Origin of the sequence: Gemmobacter serpentinus, from assembly GCF_008973825.1 — a bacterium.
Classification (GTDB): Bacteria; Pseudomonadota; Alphaproteobacteria; order Rhodobacterales; family Rhodobacteraceae; genus Gemmobacter; species Gemmobacter serpentinus.
Map to the genome: position 1 here is coordinate 38,431 of NZ_WCHR01000003.1, position 19,699 is coordinate 58,129.

At 65.1% G+C, this 19,699-nt stretch carries 19 protein-coding genes; 7 read left to right on the top strand and 12 right to left on the bottom strand.

The genetic code is table 11. The features are described from left to right. Positions 1 to 3 precede the first annotated feature (3 nt). From hemF to clpS, 4 genes are read right to left on the bottom strand one after another with little or no spacing between them, the layout of a single operon-like run. Positions 4 to 855 (bottom strand): oxygen-dependent coproporphyrinogen oxidase, encoded by an 852-nt coding sequence (hemF, locus tag GBJ34_RS00720; protein ID WP_151717337.1) that lies wholly within the window; start codon positions 853 to 855, stop codon positions 4 to 6. Positions 856 to 895: 40 nt separating this feature from the next. Next, entirely contained in the window at positions 896 to 1,684 is a 789-nt protein-coding gene (locus tag GBJ34_RS00725; protein WP_151717338.1) for an SDR family NAD(P)-dependent oxidoreductase, read from the bottom strand. A 16-nt stretch (positions 1,685 to 1,700) separates the two neighbouring features. Then, the gene (locus tag GBJ34_RS00730) at positions 1,701 to 2,687 is read right to left on the bottom strand and encodes a class I SAM-dependent methyltransferase (protein ID WP_151717339.1); all 987 of its coding nucleotides are present in this window, start codon (positions 2,685 to 2,687) and stop codon (positions 1,701 to 1,703) included. A gap of 27 nt (positions 2,688 to 2,714) precedes the next feature. Continuing rightward, a complete protein-coding gene (gene clpS / locus GBJ34_RS00735; protein ID WP_192931068.1) occupies positions 2,715 to 3,038 on the bottom strand; it encodes an ATP-dependent Clp protease adapter ClpS in 324 nt (107 codons plus the stop codon). Positions 3,039 to 3,170: 132 nt separating this feature from the next. Between clpS and GBJ34_RS00740 the strand changes: the two genes are divergently transcribed. The 3 genes from GBJ34_RS00740 (at position 3,171) to GBJ34_RS00750 (ending at position 6,459) form a co-directional block, all read left to right on the top strand. Beyond that, positions 3,171 to 3,875, top strand: coding sequence for an HAD family hydrolase (locus GBJ34_RS00740; protein ID WP_151717341.1), 705 nt, complete (start codon positions 3,171 to 3,173; stop codon positions 3,873 to 3,875). 187 nt (positions 3,876 to 4,062) lie between these two features. Next, complete coding sequence (locus tag GBJ34_RS00745; protein ID WP_151717342.1) at positions 4,063 to 5,670, top strand: D-alanyl-D-alanine carboxypeptidase family protein; 1,608 nt, start codon at positions 4,063 to 4,065, stop codon at positions 5,668 to 5,670. 111 nt (positions 5,671 to 5,781) lie between these two features. Next, positions 5,782 to 6,459: a fumarylacetoacetate hydrolase family protein gene (locus GBJ34_RS00750; RefSeq protein WP_151717343.1), complete on the top strand. Its 678-nt coding sequence runs from the start codon at positions 5,782 to 5,784 to the stop codon at positions 6,457 to 6,459. A 301-nt stretch (positions 6,460 to 6,760) separates the two neighbouring features. On the opposite strand, the gene GBJ34_RS00755 is transcribed toward GBJ34_RS00750, so the two are convergent. Together GBJ34_RS00755 and GBJ34_RS00760 are read right to left on the bottom strand one after the other, a co-directional pair. After that, positions 6,761 to 8,095 (bottom strand): ammonium transporter, encoded by a 1,335-nt coding sequence (locus GBJ34_RS00755; RefSeq protein ID WP_151717344.1) that lies wholly within the window; start codon positions 8,093 to 8,095, stop codon positions 6,761 to 6,763. A gap of 31 nt (positions 8,096 to 8,126) precedes the next feature. After that, positions 8,127 to 8,465, bottom strand: a complete 339-nt coding sequence (locus GBJ34_RS00760) for a P-II family nitrogen regulator (protein WP_151717345.1) — start codon at positions 8,463 to 8,465, stop codon at positions 8,127 to 8,129. A 280-nt stretch (positions 8,466 to 8,745) separates the two neighbouring features. Between GBJ34_RS00760 and GBJ34_RS00765 the strand changes: the two genes are divergently transcribed. Beyond that, positions 8,746 to 11,055, top strand: coding sequence for a transglycosylase domain-containing protein (locus tag GBJ34_RS00765; RefSeq protein ID WP_151717346.1), 2,310 nt, complete (start codon positions 8,746 to 8,748; stop codon positions 11,053 to 11,055). On the opposite strand, the gene GBJ34_RS00770 is transcribed toward GBJ34_RS00765, so the two are convergent. From GBJ34_RS00770 to GBJ34_RS00780, 3 genes are all read right to left on the bottom strand, one after another. After that, the gene (locus GBJ34_RS00770) at positions 11,049 to 11,765 is read right to left on the bottom strand and encodes an LrgB family protein (protein WP_151717347.1); all 717 of its coding nucleotides are present in this window, start codon (positions 11,763 to 11,765) and stop codon (positions 11,049 to 11,051) included. The two genes, GBJ34_RS00765 and GBJ34_RS00770, sit on opposite strands and share 7 nt — an antisense overlap. After that, on the bottom strand, positions 11,762 to 12,118 hold the full coding sequence (locus GBJ34_RS00775) for a CidA/LrgA family protein (protein WP_151717348.1): 357 nt from the start codon (positions 12,116 to 12,118) through the stop codon (positions 11,762 to 11,764). The genes GBJ34_RS00770 and GBJ34_RS00775 overlap by 4 nt, the downstream gene beginning before the upstream one ends. A 91-nt stretch (positions 12,119 to 12,209) precedes the next feature. Next, entirely contained in the window at positions 12,210 to 12,677 is a 468-nt protein-coding gene (locus GBJ34_RS00780) for a GNAT family N-acetyltransferase (protein ID WP_226341000.1), read from the bottom strand. A 138-nt stretch (positions 12,678 to 12,815) separates the two neighbouring features. Between GBJ34_RS00780 and GBJ34_RS00785 the strand changes: the two genes are divergently transcribed. Together GBJ34_RS00785 and GBJ34_RS00790 are read left to right on the top strand one after the other, a co-directional pair. Continuing rightward, on the top strand, positions 12,816 to 16,271 hold the full coding sequence (locus GBJ34_RS00785) for a chromosome segregation SMC family protein (protein ID WP_151717349.1): 3,456 nt from the start codon (positions 12,816 to 12,818) through the stop codon (positions 16,269 to 16,271). Then, a complete protein-coding gene (locus tag GBJ34_RS00790) occupies positions 16,268 to 16,615 on the top strand; it encodes a hypothetical protein (protein WP_151717350.1) in 348 nt (115 codons plus the stop codon). Before GBJ34_RS00785 ends, GBJ34_RS00790 begins: the two co-directional genes overlap by 4 nt. A 127-nt stretch (positions 16,616 to 16,742) precedes the next feature. On the opposite strand, the gene GBJ34_RS00795 is transcribed toward GBJ34_RS00790, so the two are convergent. From GBJ34_RS00795 to GBJ34_RS00805, 3 genes are read right to left on the bottom strand one after another with little or no spacing between them, the layout of a single operon-like run. Beyond that, positions 16,743 to 17,300: a hypothetical protein gene (locus tag GBJ34_RS00795; protein WP_151717351.1), complete on the bottom strand. Its 558-nt coding sequence runs from the start codon at positions 17,298 to 17,300 to the stop codon at positions 16,743 to 16,745. Continuing rightward, the gene (gene cbiB, locus GBJ34_RS00800) at positions 17,297 to 18,208 is read right to left on the bottom strand and encodes an adenosylcobinamide-phosphate synthase CbiB (protein ID WP_151717352.1); all 912 of its coding nucleotides are present in this window, start codon (positions 18,206 to 18,208) and stop codon (positions 17,297 to 17,299) included. The genes GBJ34_RS00795 and cbiB overlap by 4 nt, the downstream gene beginning before the upstream one ends. Next, positions 18,205 to 19,164 carry an aminotransferase class I/II-fold pyridoxal phosphate-dependent enzyme gene (locus tag GBJ34_RS00805; protein WP_151717353.1) on the bottom strand — a complete coding sequence of 320 codons (960 nt, stop codon included), beginning with the start codon at positions 19,162 to 19,164 and terminating at the stop codon, positions 18,205 to 18,207. The genes cbiB and GBJ34_RS00805 overlap by 4 nt, the downstream gene beginning before the upstream one ends. A 185-nt stretch (positions 19,165 to 19,349) precedes the next feature. Here GBJ34_RS00805 and GBJ34_RS00810 point away from each other — a divergent pair, with 185 nt between their 5' ends. Beyond that, the gene (locus GBJ34_RS00810; protein WP_151717354.1) at positions 19,350 to 19,697 is read left to right on the top strand and encodes a hypothetical protein; all 348 of its coding nucleotides are present in this window, start codon (positions 19,350 to 19,352) and stop codon (positions 19,695 to 19,697) included. Positions 19,698 to 19,699: the final 2 nt, after the last annotated feature.

Consider the following 19,699-nt stretch of genomic DNA (forward strand, 5'->3'; position numbering starts at 1 on the left):
CCCTCAATACCACTTGGCGACGGGCGGAAGGCTCATCAGCACCGCATCGGCATTATGGCCGGTTTCCAGCCCGAATTTCGTGCCGCGATCATAGACCAGATTATATTCGGCATAGAGGCCGCGATGGCGTAACTGCGTCTCGCGGTCGTCGTCTGATGCCGGTGTTCCCAACCGGCGTTCGGTGACGGGCAGAAAGGCCTTCAGGAAGGCGCGGCCGACATCCTGGGTGAAGGCAAAATCCGCCTCCCAGTCGCCGGTGTTCAGATCATCATAGAAGATGCCGCCGACACCACGGGCACGGCCGCGATGCGGGATGAAGAAATACTCATCCGCCCAGGCCTTGAAGCGGGGGTAATACTCCGGCGCATGGGCATCGCAGGCGGCTTGCAGCGCCGCATGGAAATGCGCGGTATCCTCGGCATATTCGATGCAGGGGTTCAGATCGGCCCCGCCGCCGAACCACCAGGCATGGGGGGTCCAGAACATGCGGGTGTTCATATGCACTGCCGGGCTATGCGGGTTCTGCATATGGGCAACAAGGCTGATGCCGCTGGCCCAGAAGCGCGGGTCGTCTGCCATGCCGGGCACCCCGCGCGCGGCCATGGCCTTTTGCGCCTTGTCCCCCAGCGTGCCATGCACGGTGGAGATATTGACGCCGACCTTTTCAAAGACCGCGCCACCCCGCATCACGCTCATGATGCCGCCACCGCCATCATTGTCGCGGTGGGTTGGCGTGACCTCAAACCGTCCCGCCGCGGCACCGCCAAAGCGGGTCTCCAGCCCCTCAAAGGCGGTGACGATCTCCTGGCGCAGATCTGCGAACCAATGCGCGGCGCGGGCCTTGTGGTCATCCATGCTTCGTCTTCCTCAAAGTGCAGGCGTCAATGGACGGGGGTCAATGTGCCGGTGTCGGCACGACATCCAGCAGGCTGCGCCCACCATCCACCGTGATGACTTGGCCGGTGATGAAGGCCGCCGCATCGGATGCCAGGAATTGCGCGGTTTCCACAATTTCCGACGCCGCAGCGATCCGGCCGAGTGGCGTGCCCCGAAGGATCGTCTCGCGGTAATCGGGGGCCTCTTTCAACTGGGTCTGAAGGCTTGCGCTCATGACCGACCCTAAGGCCAGCGCATTGACGCGGATGCCTTTGGGGGCCAGCGCCAGCGCCATGGCACGGGTCATCTGGTCGATGGCGGCGCAGGCGATGGAATAGGCCATCAGCTCTGGCCGGGTCTGGCGGGCGGCGATGGAGGACAGGTTGATGATCGCGCCGCCGCTGTCTCCTTGCGCGATCATGCGCTTGGCGGCCAACTGGCTGATGCGCAGGCTGGTCATCAGGTTCTGTTGCAGCATCGCCTCCACCCCGTCTTCCTCGATACAGAGCGGATCGGACAGGACGGTCTGGCGCGAGGCATTCACAAGGATATCGACGCGTTCGAACGCGTCCATCGTGGCGGAAAGCAGGTTGGTGATGGCAAGTTTCTGGCGCAAATCGCCCGCGAACATGCGCAGCGACCCTTCTGCCCGGGCCTCTTCGCCGATCTCGGCCTCCAGCCGGGCCTCGTCCATATCCGCGAACATCACATTCGCGCCCTTGTCGACGAAATGCCGCGCAATCGCGAGGCCAAGCCCGTTGGCCGCGCCGGTGACAATGGCGGTCTTGCCCTGAAGGGAAAGCGACATGGGGGGCCTTTCTGCCTCAGCGGCTGCGAATGGGATAGGCGGCGCGGGTCACGCGGAAGGCACCGTCACCGCCGATCTCTTCGATCTCGCGGAAGGCGGCGCGCAGGGCGGCGTCATAGGGCAGATGGCGGTTCGCCACGAGCCAGAGCGTGCCATCAGGGGCCAGCATCTTGCGCGCCGCTTGCAGGAAGGCGAGGCCAAGCGCGGGATCGGCATCGCGCCCGGTATGGAAGGGCGGGTTGCAGACCACGGCCCCTGCCAGATGCGGCACCTGCCATACTGTGGCATCGGCCCAATGGAACTGGGCGCGCGCATCGGTGACGTTGAGGCGGGCACAATCCAGCGCCGCCTTTTCGGCCTCGACCAGATGCAATTCCTTCACGCCATCACGGGTCAGGATATGCTGCGACAGATAGCCCCAGCCCGCGCCCAGATCGACGACACGCGAGGGCAGCTTGGCGGGCAGGGCGGTGGCCAGCAGCGCCGATCCCCGATCCGGCCCATCGGCTGAGAACACGCCAGGCAGGGTGGTGAAGCCATCCACCTGTGCGGGCCGCGCTGCCCAATCCGCCAGCGCATCACTGGCGGGAAAGACAAAGACCTTGCCATGCGCCTTGGCCTGCGCCTCGCCGACCGGACCGCGCGCGCGCAGGTCCTTGTAGATCGCATCGACCCCGTCGGTCTTTTGTCCATCCACCAGCACCGGGGCCCCGGGGGGCAGTGCCGCACAGGCGGCGGCCAGCATCGCCCGCGCCTCGGCCTTGGCGCGCGGCAGGCAGATCACGGCGGCGGCGATGTCTTCGGGCAGATCGGTCGCGCAGGTCAGACCGCGGGCGGTGAAATGATCGAAATCCGGTTTGAAGCCGGTCACGACCACAACCCGTTCGCGGGGCAGGGGGGACAGATCATCGCCCGCGCGCGGGCGCATCACGGCAATCGGGCCGGTCTCGGGCAAAACGAAGGCTGCGCTGTCAAGCGCAAGGGAAAGGCGGGTGGCGCGCATATATTGCGAGTGCGGGGTCTGTCCCCGTCACTCTTTCTCCATAGTGCATTGCAGGGGGTGCTGATGGCGGCGGGCGAAATCCATCACCTGCGCCACCTTGGTCTCGGCCACCTCGAAGGAGAAGACGCCGACGACGGCGAGGCCCTTCTTGTGGACGGTCAGCATGATCTCGAAGGCTTGCGCGTGATTCAGGCCGAAGAAGCGTTCCAGAATATGCACGACGAATTCCATCGGCGTGTAATCATCGTTCAACAGCATGACCTTGTAGAGCGGCGGGCGCTGTGTGCGCGGCTTCGCTTTGGCAAGGATCGAGGTTTCCGATCCATTGCCGTTCTCATTCTCCGAATTCATCATCGGGCGAAGGGACAAGGGCATTCTCCGGTTGGGCGCGGAATCGGCATGGGTGTGCGGCGCGATTATAGCGCAGATCGCCGGAACGAAAAGAGGCTGGCGAAAATGCTGCCTTTCCGGCAGGGTCCGGTCATGACCCAGATCCGCCTTATCGGCTTTGATGCCGACGACACCCTTTGGCAGAACGAGACCTTCTTCCGGCTGACGCAGGATAGGTTCGAGGCCCTCTTGGCCGATTATGCCGCCCCCGACCATCTGCATGAGCGGTTGATTACGGCCGAGCGGCGCAATGTCGGCCAATATGGGTTCGGCGTAAAAGGGTTCGTGTTGTCGATGATCGAAACCGCCATCGAGGTGACGGAGGGCCGGGTGCCCGCGACCGTCATTGCCGAGCTGATGGCGGCCGGGCGCGAGATGCTGGCCCACCCGATCCACCTGCTGCCCCATGCGCGCGAGGCGGTGCAACTGGCCGCAGACCGGGGCGCGCGGGTTGTGCTGATCACCAAGGGCGACCTGCTGGACCAGGAACGCAAGCTGGCGCAATCGGGCCTGGGCGATCTGTTCCACGCGGTGGAGATCGTCAGTGACAAGCGCGCCGAGGTCTATGCGCGGCTGTTCCAGCGCCATGGCGTGACCGGCGCTGATGCGATGATGCTGGGCAATTCGCTGAAATCCGATGTACTGCCGGTGATCGAGACCGGCGGCTGGGGGGTGCATGTGCCACACGCGCTGACCTGGGCGCTGGAACATGCCGAGGCACCGCTGGATCATCCACGCTTTGCCGAATTGCCCGATCTGTCGGGGCTTGCCGATTTGCTGGCGCGGCTGGACCCTTGATCTTGTGTCTGGGTCGCACAATACATGCGGAATTTGCCCATATTTTGTGCCTATGCATGAATGTCACATGCTAACTGTGCCGAATTTATGGGGTTTTCGCCCATGGTCGGCCATGTTACCCTTGCCTTCAAAGCCCCGAGAACAGGGGCGGTCCAGAGGCAGATTTTCGAAGGCAAGGGGTAGCGACGTGGTTTCGCGACTTGAGCGGTTTCTCCGCAATTTTGCGCTGCTGGCCACTTTTGTGGTGATTGCGGCCTGTTCGGCCAGTAAGCCGACGCCCTCGGGCGCCGCGCCTTATGCAGCCTATGTGATGGATGCCCGCACCGGGGAAACCATCTACGAATCCAATGCGAATGCGCGGCTTCACCCCGCCTCGCTGACCAAGATGATGACGCTCTATATCGCGTTCGAGGCGATTGAACGGGGCGAGATCAGCCTTGATACGATGGTGACGATCTCCAAACACGCCGCTGCGGAACCGCCGTCGCGGTTGGGGCTGAAGCCGGGTCAGCGCATCGCGCTGCGGCACCTGATCCGGGCAGCGGCGATCAAATCCGCCAATGATGCGGCCACCGCCATCGGTGAAGCTGTGGGTGGATCGGAAGAGAAATTCGCGGCCCGGATGAACCGCACCGCCAAGGCCATCGGCATGTCGAATACGACTTTCGCCAATGCCAACGGGCTGACCCGCAAGGGCCATCTGTCGACTGCACATGACATGTCGATCCTGGGGAGAAGGCTGTTTTATGATTTCCCGCAATATTACAACATCTTCTCGCGTCGCGAGACCGATGCGGGCGTGACCGACGTGGTTTCGACCAACCGCCGTTTCCTTGACGCCTACAAGGGGGCTGACGGCATCAAGACCGGCTTCACCAATGCGGCAGGGTTCAACCTGACGGCTTCGGCGGAACGCAATGGCGTGCGCATCATCGCCACCGTTTTCGGGGGAACTTCTACCGCGCAGCGCAATGCTAAGGTGGCGGAGCTGCTGGATCTGGGCTTTGCCTCGGTGAAACCCGGCAAGAAGGTGGCCCCTGTCGGCTTGCCGCCGGTGCAGGCGCAGCCTGATCCGGTCGAGGATCCGGCGCTGGTGGCCGAGGCCACGCTGCCGGGGGCGCGCGAAGTGGGGGCCAAGACGGTGCGGGTGAGTGGCCTTGTCGCATCCTCGCCGCGTCCGCGCGCGCGGCCTGCACAGGCTGCGGTGGCACAGGTGGCTGCGGCGCCCGCAGCGAGCGATGGCTCTGACCCGATTGCCGAGATGATCGCGGCCGAGGTGGCGGTGAATGCCATGCAGGATGATATCTTTGGCGCATTGGCCGAGGCGACCGGGGGCGAAATGCCCGCGCCCGCCATGCAGCTGGCGGCAGCGCCGATGATTGATGATGGCAGCGTGATGTCGCTGGCCGCGATGGTGCCCAGCCCGCAGGCCCGCCCGGAACCGGAGCCTGAACATGTGCCGGTCGTCATCCATACCGCGACCCCTGCGGGTGGCGAGGTGGTGGCGGCACTGGTGGAGCCAACCCCGGTCGAGGTGGTCACCCGCATTTCCACATCTGGCGGGCGGCATTGGGGCGTCAATATCGGGCGTTTCCCCAGCCGGGTCGCCGCCGAACGCGCGCTGACCACCACCATGCTTGAGGAAAGCGCCACCCTGAATGAATCGTTGCGCAAGATCGTGCAGCGCAATAGCGGCTTCGACGCGAATTTCATGGGGCTGAGCCAGAAACAGGCCGAGCTTGCCTGCCTGCGTCTCCAGGCGCGCGGCACCCAGTGCTTTGCCATCGGACCGTGACGGCCAGACCGGCCGCCTGAAGCCAGACTGGTAGATTGAAGCCAGACCTGCAGCTTGAACTTGATCTGACCTCCGGGCAGGGTGATCCCCTGACCCGGAGGTTTTCGTTTCATGGACTATGTCTTTCCGCCAACCGCACCACCCAGTCTGGCCGTTCTGGGGCAATCTGCGCGGTTCCCGTTACGCCGCATCTTCTGTGTCGGGCGCAACTATGCCGAACATGCCCGCGAGATGGGACATGACCCGGATCGGGAGCCGCCCTTCTTCTTCACGAAGCCTGCCGATGCGCTGGTGGTAAGCGGCGCGACCATCCCCTATCCGCCGCAAACCGAGGATCTGCACTTTGAGGCAGAGTTGGTGGTGGCCATTGGCAAGGGCGGCGCGGATATCGCGGTGGATCGGGCGCTGGATCATGTCTTTGGCTATGCGGCGGGCAATGATCTGACCCGGCGCGACCTGCAGGCGGCGGCCAAGGCCGCGCGCAGGCCGTGGGACATGGCCAAGGGGTTTGATCGGTCGGCTGTGGTCGGGGCGATCCATCCGGGGCAGGCGGTGCCGCAGGGGGTGATCCGATGCATCGTGGCAGGCGCCACGCGGCAGGAGGCGGATCTGTCGACCATGATCTGGCCGGTCGCCGATGTGATCGCCTATCTGTCCAGCCTCGTCCGGCTGGAGGCGGGCGATCTGATCATGACTGGCACGCCTGCGGGCGTCGGTGCCTTGCAGCGCGGCGAGACCTGCGTGGTGGAGATTGAGGGGCTGTCGCCTGCCACCGTCACCATCGCCTGAGACATAAGGCCCGCACCATTGTCCGGCGGGATCAGCCCGGCAGTATCGTCTTGCAGCGCGGCGAGACCTGCGTGGTTAAGGTAGCGGAGCTTTCCCTCGCCACCATGACCATCGCTTGATCTATAGGGCCCGGCAGCATCTCCTGACAGATCACGCCTGAATCCGGGCCTGATGTAACAAGCCGCTGCTATCGCCGGATCAAGCGGGTCCGCAATGGAAAAGGCCCGGAGACAAACCCCGGGCCTTCTAGGTTTCCATTCAGCTGCGAGACGGGAGGAGGGGCCCCGCAGCCGGATGGAGATCAGTAGTGATAGGCGCGTTCGCCATGCGAGGTCAGGTCCAGACCTTCGCGCTCGGCCTCAGGGGCGGGACGCAGGCCACCGAAGATCGCGCCGACGATCTTGAAGAGGATGTAAGACATGACTGCACACCAGACGATGGTGATACCGACGGCGAGAACCTGATAGGTCACCTGCTCCATCATGCCACGCTCACCGGCGAAGCCCTGACCACCCAGCGACGGGGCGCAGAAGATGCCTGCACCGACCGCGCCGATGATGCCACCGATGCCGTGGATGCCGAAGACGTCGAGGCTGTCATCATAGCCGAGCTTGTTCTTCACCACGGCCACGAAGTAGTAGCAGGCTGCCGAGGCAATCGCGCCGAGGAAGATCGCGCCCACCGGGCCGACAACGCCAGCCGCCGGGGTGATCGCGACCAGACCGGCCACCATGCCCGAGGCACCACCCAGCATCGAGGCTTTGCCGCGTGCCAGATATTCCACGACGATCCAGCCCAGGATGCCGCCAGCGGTTGCGGTGAAGGTGTTGATCATCGCAAGGCCTGCGGTGGTCGAGGCACCCAGTGCCGAACCGGCGTTGAAACCGAACCAGCCGACGAACAGGATCGAGGCACCAACCAGCGTCAGGGTCAGCGAGTGGGGGGCCATGTTTTCTTTGCCGTAGCCGATACGCGGGCCGACAACGATGGCACCGACAAGGGCTGCAACACCGGCATTGATGTGCACCACGGTGCCACCGGCGAAGTCAAACACTTCCCAGCCGAAGAACAGGCCGTTTGCATCCCATGCCATATGGGCGATCGGGAAATAGACGATGGTCGCCCACAGCGCCACGAACAGCAGCACCGCGCCGAACTTGATGCGCTCGGCGAAGCCGCCGATGATCAGGGCAGAGGTGATGCAGACGAAGGTCATCTGGAACGAGATGAAGACATATTCGGGAATGGTGCCCGACAGCGTGTCCGGCGTGATGCCCGACAGGAACAGTTTGCCCAACCCGCCGAAATAGGCGCTTTCCGAGCCGCCGAAGGCGAAAGAATAGCCATAAAGGACATAGATCACCATGCACATCGCGGTGATGGCGGTGGTCTGCATCAGGATCGACAGCATGTTCTTGGTGCGCACAAGGCCACCGTAGAACAGTGCGACGCCGGGCAGGATCATGAACAGCACCAGCGCGGTGGAGATCAGCATCCAGGCGGTGTCGCCGGTATCCAGCGTGGGCGCGGCCTCGGCCACTTCCACGACAGCCTCGGTCGCTTCCTGCGCGAGCGCGGGCAAGGCCGCGAGCGACGCAAGCGCCGTCAGGCCAGAGAGTTTCATCAGGTTTTTCATGGTGTTGTCTTCCCCTTCCACCCTTGTTCGCTCAGAGCGCGTCGTCGTTGGTCTCGCCGGTGCGCACGCGCACGGCTTGCTCAACGTCCAGCACGAAGATCTTGCCATCGCCGATCTTGTCGGTGCGCGCCGTGGTGCGGATCGTCTCCACCACCTGATCCGCGAGGCTGTCGGCCACGACGATTTCAAGCCGCATCTTCGGCACGAAGTTCACGGCATATTCGGCCCCGCGATAGATCTCGGTATGGCCGGATTGAGAGCCGAAGCCCTTGATTTCAGTGACCATCATGCCGCGCACACCGATGGTGGTCAGCGCCTCGCGGACCTCCTCCAGCTTGAACGGCTTGATTGCTGCGATGATCAGTTTCACGTGCGTCCCCTTTTCTGGCAGACGGCCCGCGGACGAGCCTTGCGAGGCCAAGGAGGCGGGGATTGCCGCAGTTGCACAAGTTTTCGGCCTTCAGGAAAACCGGGGATTGAGCGATTGATGCACATCTTTTGCACAAATGGCGGGTGATGCCTAAATAATGGGCGGCATGGAATTGCGAATCGGCTTTTCGACCACTCCACATTCGCGACATCGCAGAGTAAGATTCCGTCAAAGTCGGGAAGATCCCGGCAAAACGATAATCGATGCAGGCGTGACGGGCATGAGTGGATCGGGAAAATGGGGTGCGCCCCTTGTTGCGGACAAACGCTATCGGGCGGCTGGAAAACCGGCAGGCAGCGGTGGCGGATCGGGTCGTGGCACACCACCGCCGAAAAAGCCTGCGGCGCAAAAAAGCAGCCCGCGCCGCGCCCGCCCGCCACGCAAGCACGGGCTGATCCTGACGCTGATCCTTGGGCTTGTGTCGCTGATCTGGCGCATCATCTGGGGCGTTGGCTGGCGTGTGACCGCGCTGATTGGTCTGATCGTGCTGGGGGCCAGCTTCTATTTCTATCAGCAATTGCCGCCGGTCAGCGGGCTGGTCGATGCGCGGGCGCGCGGCTCGGTGACCATGCTGGACCGTGACGGGCAGGTCTATGCCTGGCGCGGGGAAACCTTCGGCGGCATGATTACGTCGGATCATGTGTCGAAATACCTGCGCGAAGCGGTGGTCGCGACCGAAGACAAGCGGTTCTATGGCCATTTCGGGGTCAGCCCGCGCGGGATTGCCAGCGCCGTGCGCATCAACCTTTCGGAAGGACGTGGACCGCTTTCAGGCAATGGTGGCTCCACCATCACGCAGCAGGTGGCGAAACTCTTGTGTCTGGGCGTGGATTATGTGCCGTCTGAATGGCCGTCAGAGGCCGCCTATGAAGAAGACTGCCGTGCGGGTGGCGTCTGGCGCAAGGTCAAGGAGATCCCCTTCGCACTGGCGATGGAGGCCAAATATTCCAAGGCCGAAATCCTGACCATCTATTTCAACCGCGCCTATCTGGGTGCGGGGGCGCGCGGCTTTGAAGCCGCAGCGCAGCGTTACTTCGGCAAGTCGGCGGCCAATGTGACGGCGGCCGAGGCGGCTATGCTGGCGGGCCTGTTGAAAGCGCCGTCGCGCTATGCGCCGACCGGCAACCTGAAGCGCGCGCAGGACCGGGCCAATGTCATCATCGGCCTGATGGAAGAGCAGGGTTTTCTGACCAAGGCCGAGGCCGATCAGGCCCGCGCCAATCCGGCGCAATTGTCTGAAGCCGCGGCCAAGAATGCGGGCGGCTTCTTCGCCGACTGGGTCATGGAAAGCGGTCCGACCTTCTTGACCAAGGACACGACCGAGGATGTGATCATCCGCACCACGCTCGATCAGGCGATCCAGCGCAAGGCCGAGGCGGCTTTGGCCGATGTCTTTGCCACCAAGGTGAAAGAGGGGTCCGAGGCGCAGGCGGCCATTGTGGTGATGAGCGCGGATGGTGCCGTGCGTGCCATGGTCGGTGGCCGCAAGACCCAGGGTGCTGGCAGCTTCAACCGGGCGACGCAGGCGCTGCGCCAGACCGGATCGGTGTTCAAACCCTTCGTCTATGCGGCGGCGCTGGATCTGGGCTACAGCCCGCTGGATCTGATCGACGATTCGCCGCTGACCATCAACATCAAGGGCTCGGGGCCCTGGAGCCCGGAAAACTACGACAAGAAGTTCAAGGGGCCGGTCACGCTGGTGCAGGCCTTGGCGGAAAGCCGCAACATCCCCGCCGTGCGTCTGTCTGAGGCCGTGGGGCGCGATGTGGTGCGCACGGTTGCCTCGCAATTCGGGGTGAAAAGCGATCTGGCGGCGGGGCCCGCGCTGGCGCTTGGCGCATCGGAAAGCACGCTGCTGGAAATGACCGGCGCCTATGCGGGCATCCTGAATGGCGGGTCTTCGGTGCAGCCCTATGGTCTGGTCAGCCTGCAATTGCAGGGCGAAGAGACCGAGCTGATCGGCCAGGAGGGCGGAATTGGCGAACGCGTGATCCAGACCGAGGCCGCGCAGCAGTTGATCTATATGCTGACTCAGGTGATCCAGCGCGGCACCGGGGGGCGGGCAAAGCTGGGCGATGTGCCGGTGGCTGGCAAGACCGGCACCACAAATGCGGCGCGCGATGCCTGGTTCATCGGTTTTTCGGCGCATTATGTCGTGGGCGTCTGGATGGGCTATGACGACAATCGCCCGCTGGCCGGTGTGACTGGGGGCGGGCTGCCCGCCGAGATCTGGCACGAGGTCATGAAGCGGGTGCATGAAGGGGTGCCGGCCACGCCGTTGCCGATGCTGCCGCCGCAACCGCGTTCGGGCAATATTGCTGCGGGCCAGGGCGTTGGGGACGTCATCCCGTCTGGGAATATGGCCGGCGGCAATATGGGTGCCAATTCCGGCAATGTGCCAGGGGCCTGGGTGAATGGCGATGGTCAGCAACTCCAACCCGTGCCGCAGCCGCCGGCGCAAGGCAGCACCGGCGACCCGCTGCAGGATGCGCTGAACGAGGCGCTTGGCGTGACCAGCGGCGTTTACTGAAACAGCCGCAGGACAAGAGGGGCGATGAAGGCGGTCAGCACCGCGTTCATCCCCATGCCAAGGCCTGCAAAGGCCCCCGCGGTCGCATTCACCTGAAAGGCGCGCGCGGTGCCGATGCCATGGGCGGCCACGCCGGTGGCAAAGCCGCGTGCGCGCCAATCGCGGATGCGCAGCGCATTCAGCAGCGGTGTGGTGCAGATCGCGCCGATGATCCCGGTCAGGATCACCAGCACGGCGGTCAGCGTGGGCGATCCGCCCAGTTGATCCGATATGCCAAGCGCCACGGGTGCGGTCGCCGATTTCGGGGCGAGGGATGCCAGAATCTCACCCTTGATCCCGAAGGCTGCGGCGATACCAAGGGCCGAGACGACTGCGACCGTCGATCCGGCCAGCAGCGCGGCCAGCAATGGCAAGGCCGCGCGGCGCACATGGCCCAGATTGTCCCAAAGCGGCAGGGCAAGCGCGACTGTCGCGGGGCCCAACAGGAAATGCACGAATTGCGCGCCCTCGAAATAGACGGGGTAAGGCGTTCGGGTTACCCAGAGCAGGCCCGCCAGCAACGCCACCGCGATCAGCACCGGGTTGACAAAGGGCCTGCGCCCCGAGGCCTGAAAACAAGCATTGCCGATGGCATAGGCGGCCAGGGTCGCGGTCAGCCAGAGGAGCGGCCCCTGCGCCAGATAGGACCAGATCTCGGTAAAATCGGTCATTCCTCGACCTCCGTCCCCGTCAGTGTTGCGACAAGGGTGAAGGCCAGTGCGCCCGCCGCGATGGCGGCAAGGGTGGAGACGATCAGCACCACCGCCAGCGCCGGGCCATTGGCGCTCAACGTGCCCAGATGGCCGATAACCCCGGTCCCAGCGGGCACGAACAGCAGGGACAGATTGCCAAGGATGCCAGTGGCCAGCGGGCGCATCACCTCGACCAGCCTTGGCACCAGCGCAAAGCCCAGAAGCAGGATCAGCATCCCCGCCACTGGCCCCGGCAGCGGCAGGCCGGTCATGCGGATCAGGGTCTCACCCGCCAGTTGCGCGGCAAGCAGGGGCAGCAAAGCGGCGATCATCGGCACCTCCGGGGATATTTGCGCCAGAATGACGGGATTGGGGTCGCGCGAAAAGACCCGGCTTGCGCAAAGCTGTTACCCGAAACTTGAGTCAAAGATCGCGGCGGAAGGTCAGGCTGGTGGTGCGGTCATAGCCGGGGTGGCGGGTTTCGGCCACGCAGGCAAAGCCCATTGCGCAGAAGGCGGTGTGGTTTTCGACCAGTTCCATCCGGCTTTGCAGCTCCAGTGCGGGCAGATGCAAGGCCTCTGCCCGAAGGGCGGCCTGCGCGATCAACGCCCTCGCCAGCCCCTGCCCGCGCTTCGCCTGATCGGTGGCCAGCTTGCCGATATAGAGCGCCGCAGGTTTTCGCGTCAGAAACATGCAGGCCAGGGGCGCGGCACCAATCAGCCAGACCTCCTGACCCTTGGCATGGGCGGTGACATCCGCCCCGGTCAGGGTCTGCATCGATGAGGGCGGATCAATCCGCCCTTCCATATAGGCGAAGGCCGCACGGATCAGGGCCAGAACCGGCAGCGGATCATCCTGTTCACGCATCCGGTGCGGCGGTGGGAAGGTCATGCCCCTGCTCCCTGCAGAGAAATACGGGAAAGATCGGACCATCCTTGCGGCACCACCCCTTGCGGTCAACCGCCGATCGGTTGACACACGCCTCGCCACCCCCGACGATGGCGGCCGGTCTGATTGACGGAGAGTGTTTTGCGGTTCACCCGCCTGCGCCTGAACGGTTTCAAGAGTTTCGTCGATTCGACGGAGCTGGTGATCCATGACGGGCTGACCGGCGTGGTCGGCCCGAATGGCTGCGGCAAGTCCAATCTGCTGGAGGCCCTGCGTTGGGTCATGGGCGAGAACCGCCCCACCGCCATGCGCGGCGGTGGCATGGAGGATGTGATCTTTGCCGGGGCCGCCACGCGCGGTGCGCGCCATTTTGCCGAAGTCGGGCTGATCATCGACAATGCCGACCGGCTGGCACCCTCGGGGTTCAACGATGCTGATACGTTGGAAATCGTGCGCCGCATCACCAAGGATGCCGGATCGGCCTATAAGGCCAATGGTCGCGATGTGCGGGCGCGCGATGTGCAGATGCTGTTTGCCGATGCCTCCACCGGGTCGCAATCGCCCGCTTTGGTGCGGCAGGGCCAGATATCCGAGCTGATCAACGCCAAGCCCAAGGCGCGCCGTCGGATTCTTGAGGAAGCGGCGGGGATCAGTGGGCTGTATCAGCGTCGGCATGAGGCCGAGTTGCGGCTGAACGCGACCGAGCAGAACCTTGCCCGCGTCGATGATGTGCTGGAACAGCTGGCCAGCCAGCTGGCGACGCTGGCCCGGCAGGCGCGTCAGGCCGCGCGCTATCGCGAGATCGGCGAGGATCTGCGCCGCAATGAGGGCATGTTGCTGTATCGCCGTTGGCGCGAGGCCGATCAGGCCCGGGCCGAGGCCGAGGCGGGTCTGCGCGAGTTGCTGCTGGGTGCTGCCACCGCCGAACGGCGCGCGCGCGAGGCGGGCACCGCGCGCGAAGCGGCAGAGGCCGTGCTGCCGCCCCGGCGCGAGGAAGAGGCGATTGCCGGGGCCATCTTGCAGCGCCTGATGGTGCAGCGTGATGCCCTTGGCGATCAGGAAACCCGCGCCCGGCAGGTGATCGAGACGCTGAATGGTCGGATTACCCAGCTGATCCGCGATATGGAGCGCGAGGCCGGGCTGAACCGCGATGCGGGCGAAACCATTGCCCGGCTGGACTGGGAACTTGCGCAGCTTCTGAAAGCGCATGAGGGCCATGACGAGAAACTGGCCGAGGCCAGCGAGGTGGCGCGCGAAGCGGGTGCCATCCTGACCGAACGCGAGGGCCAGCTTTCGGAACGCACCGAGGATGTTGCGCGTCTTGCCGCCCGTCACCAATCGGCGCAGCGGATGCTGGCCGAGGGCCGTGTGACGCTGGACCGCGCCGAAGCCGAGGCGCTGCGCGCCCGCGAAGCGGTGGATGCGGCGGTGGACGCACAGGAAACGGCGGCAGAGGCGCAGGAAGCTGCGGCCATCGCGCAGGAAGAGGCCGCAGAGCTTGCCATTGCTGCCGAAGAGGCGCTGGCCAGCACCGAAGAGGCGCGCGCCAATGCCCAGACCCGCGAGGCTGAGGCCCGTTCTGCCCGTTCCGGTGCCGAGGGGGAGGCCAATGCGCTGCGGGCCGAAGTGGCGACGCTGGCGCGGTTGGTCGAGCGCGAGGCGCAGGCGGGCGTGCAACTGCTGGACCGGGTGCAGGTGATGCCGGGATATGAGGCGGCCCTTGGTGCGGCGCTGGCCGATGATCTGCGCGCACCCGAAATCGCCGGGGATCGGGCCTCGGGCTGGGTGCCGCTGCCCGATTACCATCAGGATCAACCGCTGCCGCTGGGGGCCGCGCCGCTTGGCGATCATGTCACCGTGCCCGATGTGCTGCGCCGGCGCATTGCCCAGATCGGGCTTGTGACCCAGGGTCAGGCGCAGGATTTGCAGGCGCAGCTGCGGCCAGGTCAGCGCCTGGTCAGCCTTGAGGGCGATCTGTGGCGGTGGGATGGTTTCCGCGCCGGGGCCGAGGATGCGCCCTCTGCCGCGGCCCTGCGGCTGCGCCAGTTGAACCGGCTTGTGCAGTTGAAGCGCGATCTGGAGGATGTGGCCGCGCGGGCCGAGGGCGCGCGTCAGGCCCATGAGGCCTTGCAGGCCCGGCTGTCCGACCTGAACCGCGCCGATCAGATGGCGCGCGAGGCCCGGCGCGCCGCCGATGCGCGGGTGACCGAGGCGGGGCGGATTCTGGCGCGGGCCGAGGCGGACCGTGCCCTTGCCGGTGGTCGGCTCGAGGCCGCGCGCCTGTCGGTCGCGCGCTTTGACGATGAGGCGATGGCGGCGCGGCAACGTCTGTCGGAGGCCGAGGCGGGCATGGGGGGCTTGCCCGATCTTGATAACGCCCGCAGCATGGTCGAACAGCTGAAAATGGCGGTCGAGGCCGCGCGCATCACGATGATGTCGGCCCGTGCCGGTCAGGATGAGGTGCGCCGTGAGGGCGAGGCGCGGATCCGGCGGCGACAGGAGGTGCAAAAGGAACTTTCCGGCTGGCGTCACCGGCTGGAGACCGCCGAAAAGCGCAGCGCCGAACTGGCTGAACGCAAGGCCGAGACCGAGGAAGAGTTGCTGGAGGCCAGCGCGGCCCCGGAAGAAATCGCCATCCGCCGCGAGGAACTGGCCGAGGCGATTGATGCCGCCACCGAGCGCCGCCGCATCGCGACCGAGGCGCTGACTGCGGCGGAAACCGCGCTGCGCGAGGCACAGATCTCCGAGCGCGATGCCGAACGTCTGGCCGGTGAGGCGCGTGAATACCGCGCCCGTGCCGAGGCGCGCGCCGAGGCCGCGCGGGCGGTGCAGGACGCCGCTGCCCATCAGATTGCCGAGGTGGCCGAATGCGCGCCGGATGCTTTGCTGGCCTCGCTGGGTATCGAGGTCGAGGCGATCCCGGCAGCGGATGCGCTGGAGGTCGAGGTGGGCCGCCTGAAACGTCAGCGCGAGGCGCTTGGCGCGGTGAACCTGCGCGCTGAAGAGGATGCGCAGGCGGTGCAGGCCGAACATGGCCAATTGGCGCAGGAAAAGCTGGATCTTGAAGAGGCGGTGAAAAAGCTGCGCAGCGGCATTCAAGGCCTGAACCGTGAAGGGCGCGAGCGGCTGCTGACCGCGTTTGAGCAGGTGAATGGCTCATTCGGGACGCTGTTCACGCATCTTTTTGGCGGGGGCGAGGCGCGGCTGGTGCTGGTCGAAAGCGATGATCCGCTGGAGGCGGGCCTTGAGATCATGTGTCAGCCACCGGGCAAGAAGCTGTCGACGCTCAGCCTGCTGTCCGGCGGCGAGCAGACCCTGACCGCGCTGTCGCTGATCTTCGCGGTATTTCTGGCCAATCCGGCACCGATCTGCGTGCTGGACGAGGTCGATGCGCCGCTGGATGATGCCAATGTCACCCGCTTCTGCGACCTTCTGGACGAGATGACACGGCGGACCGAGACGCGTTTCCTCATCATCACCCACCATGCGGTGACCATGGCGCGGATGGATCGGCTGTTCGGTGTGACCATGCAGGAACAGGGCGTCAGCCAATTGGTCTCGGTTGATCTGAAAAAGGCCGAGGCGATGGTTGCATGACGCCAGATGATGTGGAACGGGCATTTCTCGATGCCGGATTTTGCGGCGTCGAACGGGATGGCGCGCAAGTCTATGCCCGGATCGCCGCACAGGCCCCGGAGTTTCGCGCCGAGGAAACCGAGGGCGGCTGGCGGCTGGTCCTGCCGTGGAACGTGCGCCCGCCGGTGACGGCGATGGAGGCATGGAACGAGAATATGGGCTTTGCACGGATGCAGATCATCGCGGGCGAGGCGGCTTTGGTAATGCCTTTGGGCGATCTGGCGCAATGGGCCGCCCTGGCGGCCGAGGCGGAGGCGCATTTCATCCTCTGGCGTCGCGCGCGGCGCCCCGCAGAGGGAATGTAGGCGCTGAACCCTTCTGTGCTGCGCTGGAGCAGATCGGCATTTAACCCTGTGTTAAACAGAATCGGCTTTTCCTGACGCAGGACGGCACGTCAGGAAAGGCAGGTGAAGGGTTTGGGTATAAGGTAGGTCAGGGCCGTTTGCGGATCAGGTCGCCCCGCCGGATCACGCCATCCTGTTCGACCGCACAGAGGATCCCCCGCAGGCGCAATGTGGGATGGCCGGGGGCGGTGATCCAGTCCTTGGCATCGCGCCCGTAGCGCGCCTTCCATTTCACGCAGCCATCATTGAACACATCACTGACACGGAGCACGGCGCTGCCCACCGAAAGCAGGCTGCCAGCAGGCAGATTGGCCTCGGATGTGTCCAGATCGGCGATGATCGTATCGCCGGGATGGGGGGTGCCCGTGCGGTCGCGCCAGACCAGATCCATCACTCGTTTCGGCAGGATGGAGACCTGAATGCGCGGATCGCCGCTGCCATCGGGCAGTTTCAGCCAGGGTGCGGTGGTGAACCGCTCACCCGGCACGCCGGAGGCGCGGGTCAGCTGTAGCATATCGGGAAAGCTGCGCTGGTTGAAGCCGGGGCGGAAACACAGTTGCAGCACCTCGGCGGCGTCAGAGGGCGCGGCCAGAACATGCGGCAAAGCTGCCATCAGTTCTTCGGTCGAGGGATGAAAGGAGGTCATATCAGCACCAGAACAAAGGTCAGGATCAGCATTGCGGCCCAGGCGCGCCACAAGGCGCGGCAGGCGGCGTCGATATCGGCGGGGCCTGCGTCTCGCCGCCCCTCCGGATAGACCCAGGGGAAGTTGCGGCTTTGGCCATGATAGCTGCGCGGGCCCGATAGCGCGACCCCAAGCACAACCGCCATTGCGGCCTCGGGCCAGCCCGCATTGGGGGAACGATGCAGCGGCGCATCGCGCAGGATGACCGGCCCGGCATCGAAGCGGCCATGGGCCAGAGCCAGCAGCAATGCGGTCAGCCGGGCGGGGATCAGGTTCAACAGGTCGTCGAACCGCGCGGCAGCCCAGCCAAAAGCCTCGTGCCGCGGGGTGCGGTGGCCGATCATGCTGTCGGCGGTATTGGTGATTTTATAGAGCAGAAGGCCCGGAAGGCCCGCCACCAGATACCAGAACAGCGGTGCGACCACACCGTCCGACAGGTTCTCGGCGGCACTTTCGATGGCGGCGCGCGCAATGGCCGGGCCGTCCATATCGGCGGTGTCGCGGCCCACGATCCGGGCCACCATGCGTCGACCTTGCACGGGGGATTCGCGCAAACCGCGCGCGACGGCTGCCACATGATCAACCAGCGAGCGTTGTGCGAGCAGCATCGCGACGAGAATGATCTCGATCAGGCCGAAATCCGGCAGCACCTCAATGGCCATGCCGAGGCCCCAGGCACCGGCCCCCAAAACCGCCATGGCGGCCGTGCCCTTCATCTGGCGTGCGGCCCCTTGATTGATGCGATCATCGATCGCCTGGATCAGCCGCCCCATCAGCACCGCCGGATGCGGCCAACGCGTCCAGAGCCATTTCGGCTCGCCAAGCGCCGCATCCAGCAGCATCGCGGGCAGAAGCAGCGCCGCACTCATGCCAGGCCCTCCAACGCGGTGCTGAGCCGGTTCCAGCCGTGATCCGGTGGCAATCCGAGGCGGATCAGGCTGCCAGACCATGGGAAGGTCCGGCTCCAGATCCGGTGGCGGGCGAGGTGATCCTGCCATGATGAGGCTGAGCCAACCTCATAAAGCCGGAACAGCGTGGTGCCGCCAACTAGACGTGCCCCGCGCGCAGAAGCCAACCCATCCAGCCGCGCGGCAGATGCCGCCAGATTCTGACGTGTGGTTGCAGCCCAATTCCGGTCCTGCAAGGCCACCGCGCCAATCGTCATCGCCGGGCCGGAGACCGCCCATGGGCCCAGCAGATCGCGCAGATGCCCGCTCGGGCCGGTCAATGTCTCACGCAGCCCGATGGCAAAGCCGAGCCTCAGACCGGCCAGCCCCCAGAATTTACCGAAACTTTTCAAGATCACGACCCCCGGCTCTGCTGCGCGCGCGATCTGGCTTGCCTTGGGCATGGTGTCGCAAAAGCTCTCGTCGATCACGGTCAGGCTTTCGCCAGCCGTGGTGACTGGCCAAAGCCGCCCATCGGGGTTGTTGGGATGGACGACCACCCGCACCGGCGCCGAGGCATCCTCGGAAACCGCAAGCCCCGCGGCGCGAAAGGCGCGCGCGTGTTCATTATAGGTCGGGCCGGGGATCGCCGCAGCAGCGGGGCAGAGCGCGGGCATTCGGGCGATCAGGGCCGAGGCACCGGGGGCTGCGACGATCTCGGCCGCATCGGGGACTTGCCAGAAGGCGCGCGCGGCACGCAGCAGGCGATCCAGCGCCGCCTGATCGGGCAGCGCGGTCCAGGCATCGGCGGGGAGGGGCGGGACCGGATAGGGATCCGGGTTGATCCCGGTGGAAAGATCAAGCCAGTCGCCGCGCGCGCCGCCAAAGCGCGCCGCCGCCGCATCGATCCCGCCGCCATGATCCGCCTGGTCCGACATGCCACCCTCCGCCTCTGCGCCGCCAGATTGCCGATCCGTGGCGCAAAGGCAACGCGGCGTGCAGGCCACAGTGCTGTTGCTGTCATGCATCTGTCGTGAAAACGATAGATCCTGTCGCTTGGTTGACTTGATTTTAACCCGTTCTGGCGGAGACTTGGAACAAGCTGGACGAAGGAGGAGCGGCCATGCTGGAACATTTGCCCGAAGAACTGCGCGAGGGGCTGCGCCTTGCCCGGACACGCTCTGCCCGGCGGTCGCGTCTGCGGGTGCAGATCGGCGATGCAGTTTTTCCCGTCGTCGGTCTGACCGACAGTATGCTGAGCTTTGACGCCGAAAAAGCACCGCGTCTGCGCGGGCTGGTGGATGTCTATGATGGCGCACGCCATATCCTGCAGGCGCTGATCGTGGCCAGTCGTGTCGAGGGCGGGCTGCTTTTGTGCAGTTTCAAGCGGGTGACGGTGGTGACCGATCGCCCGGCGCTGGATTATGTGCGCGACCCGGATGCGCCGGTGGGCTACCTGCCCAGGCATTAAGC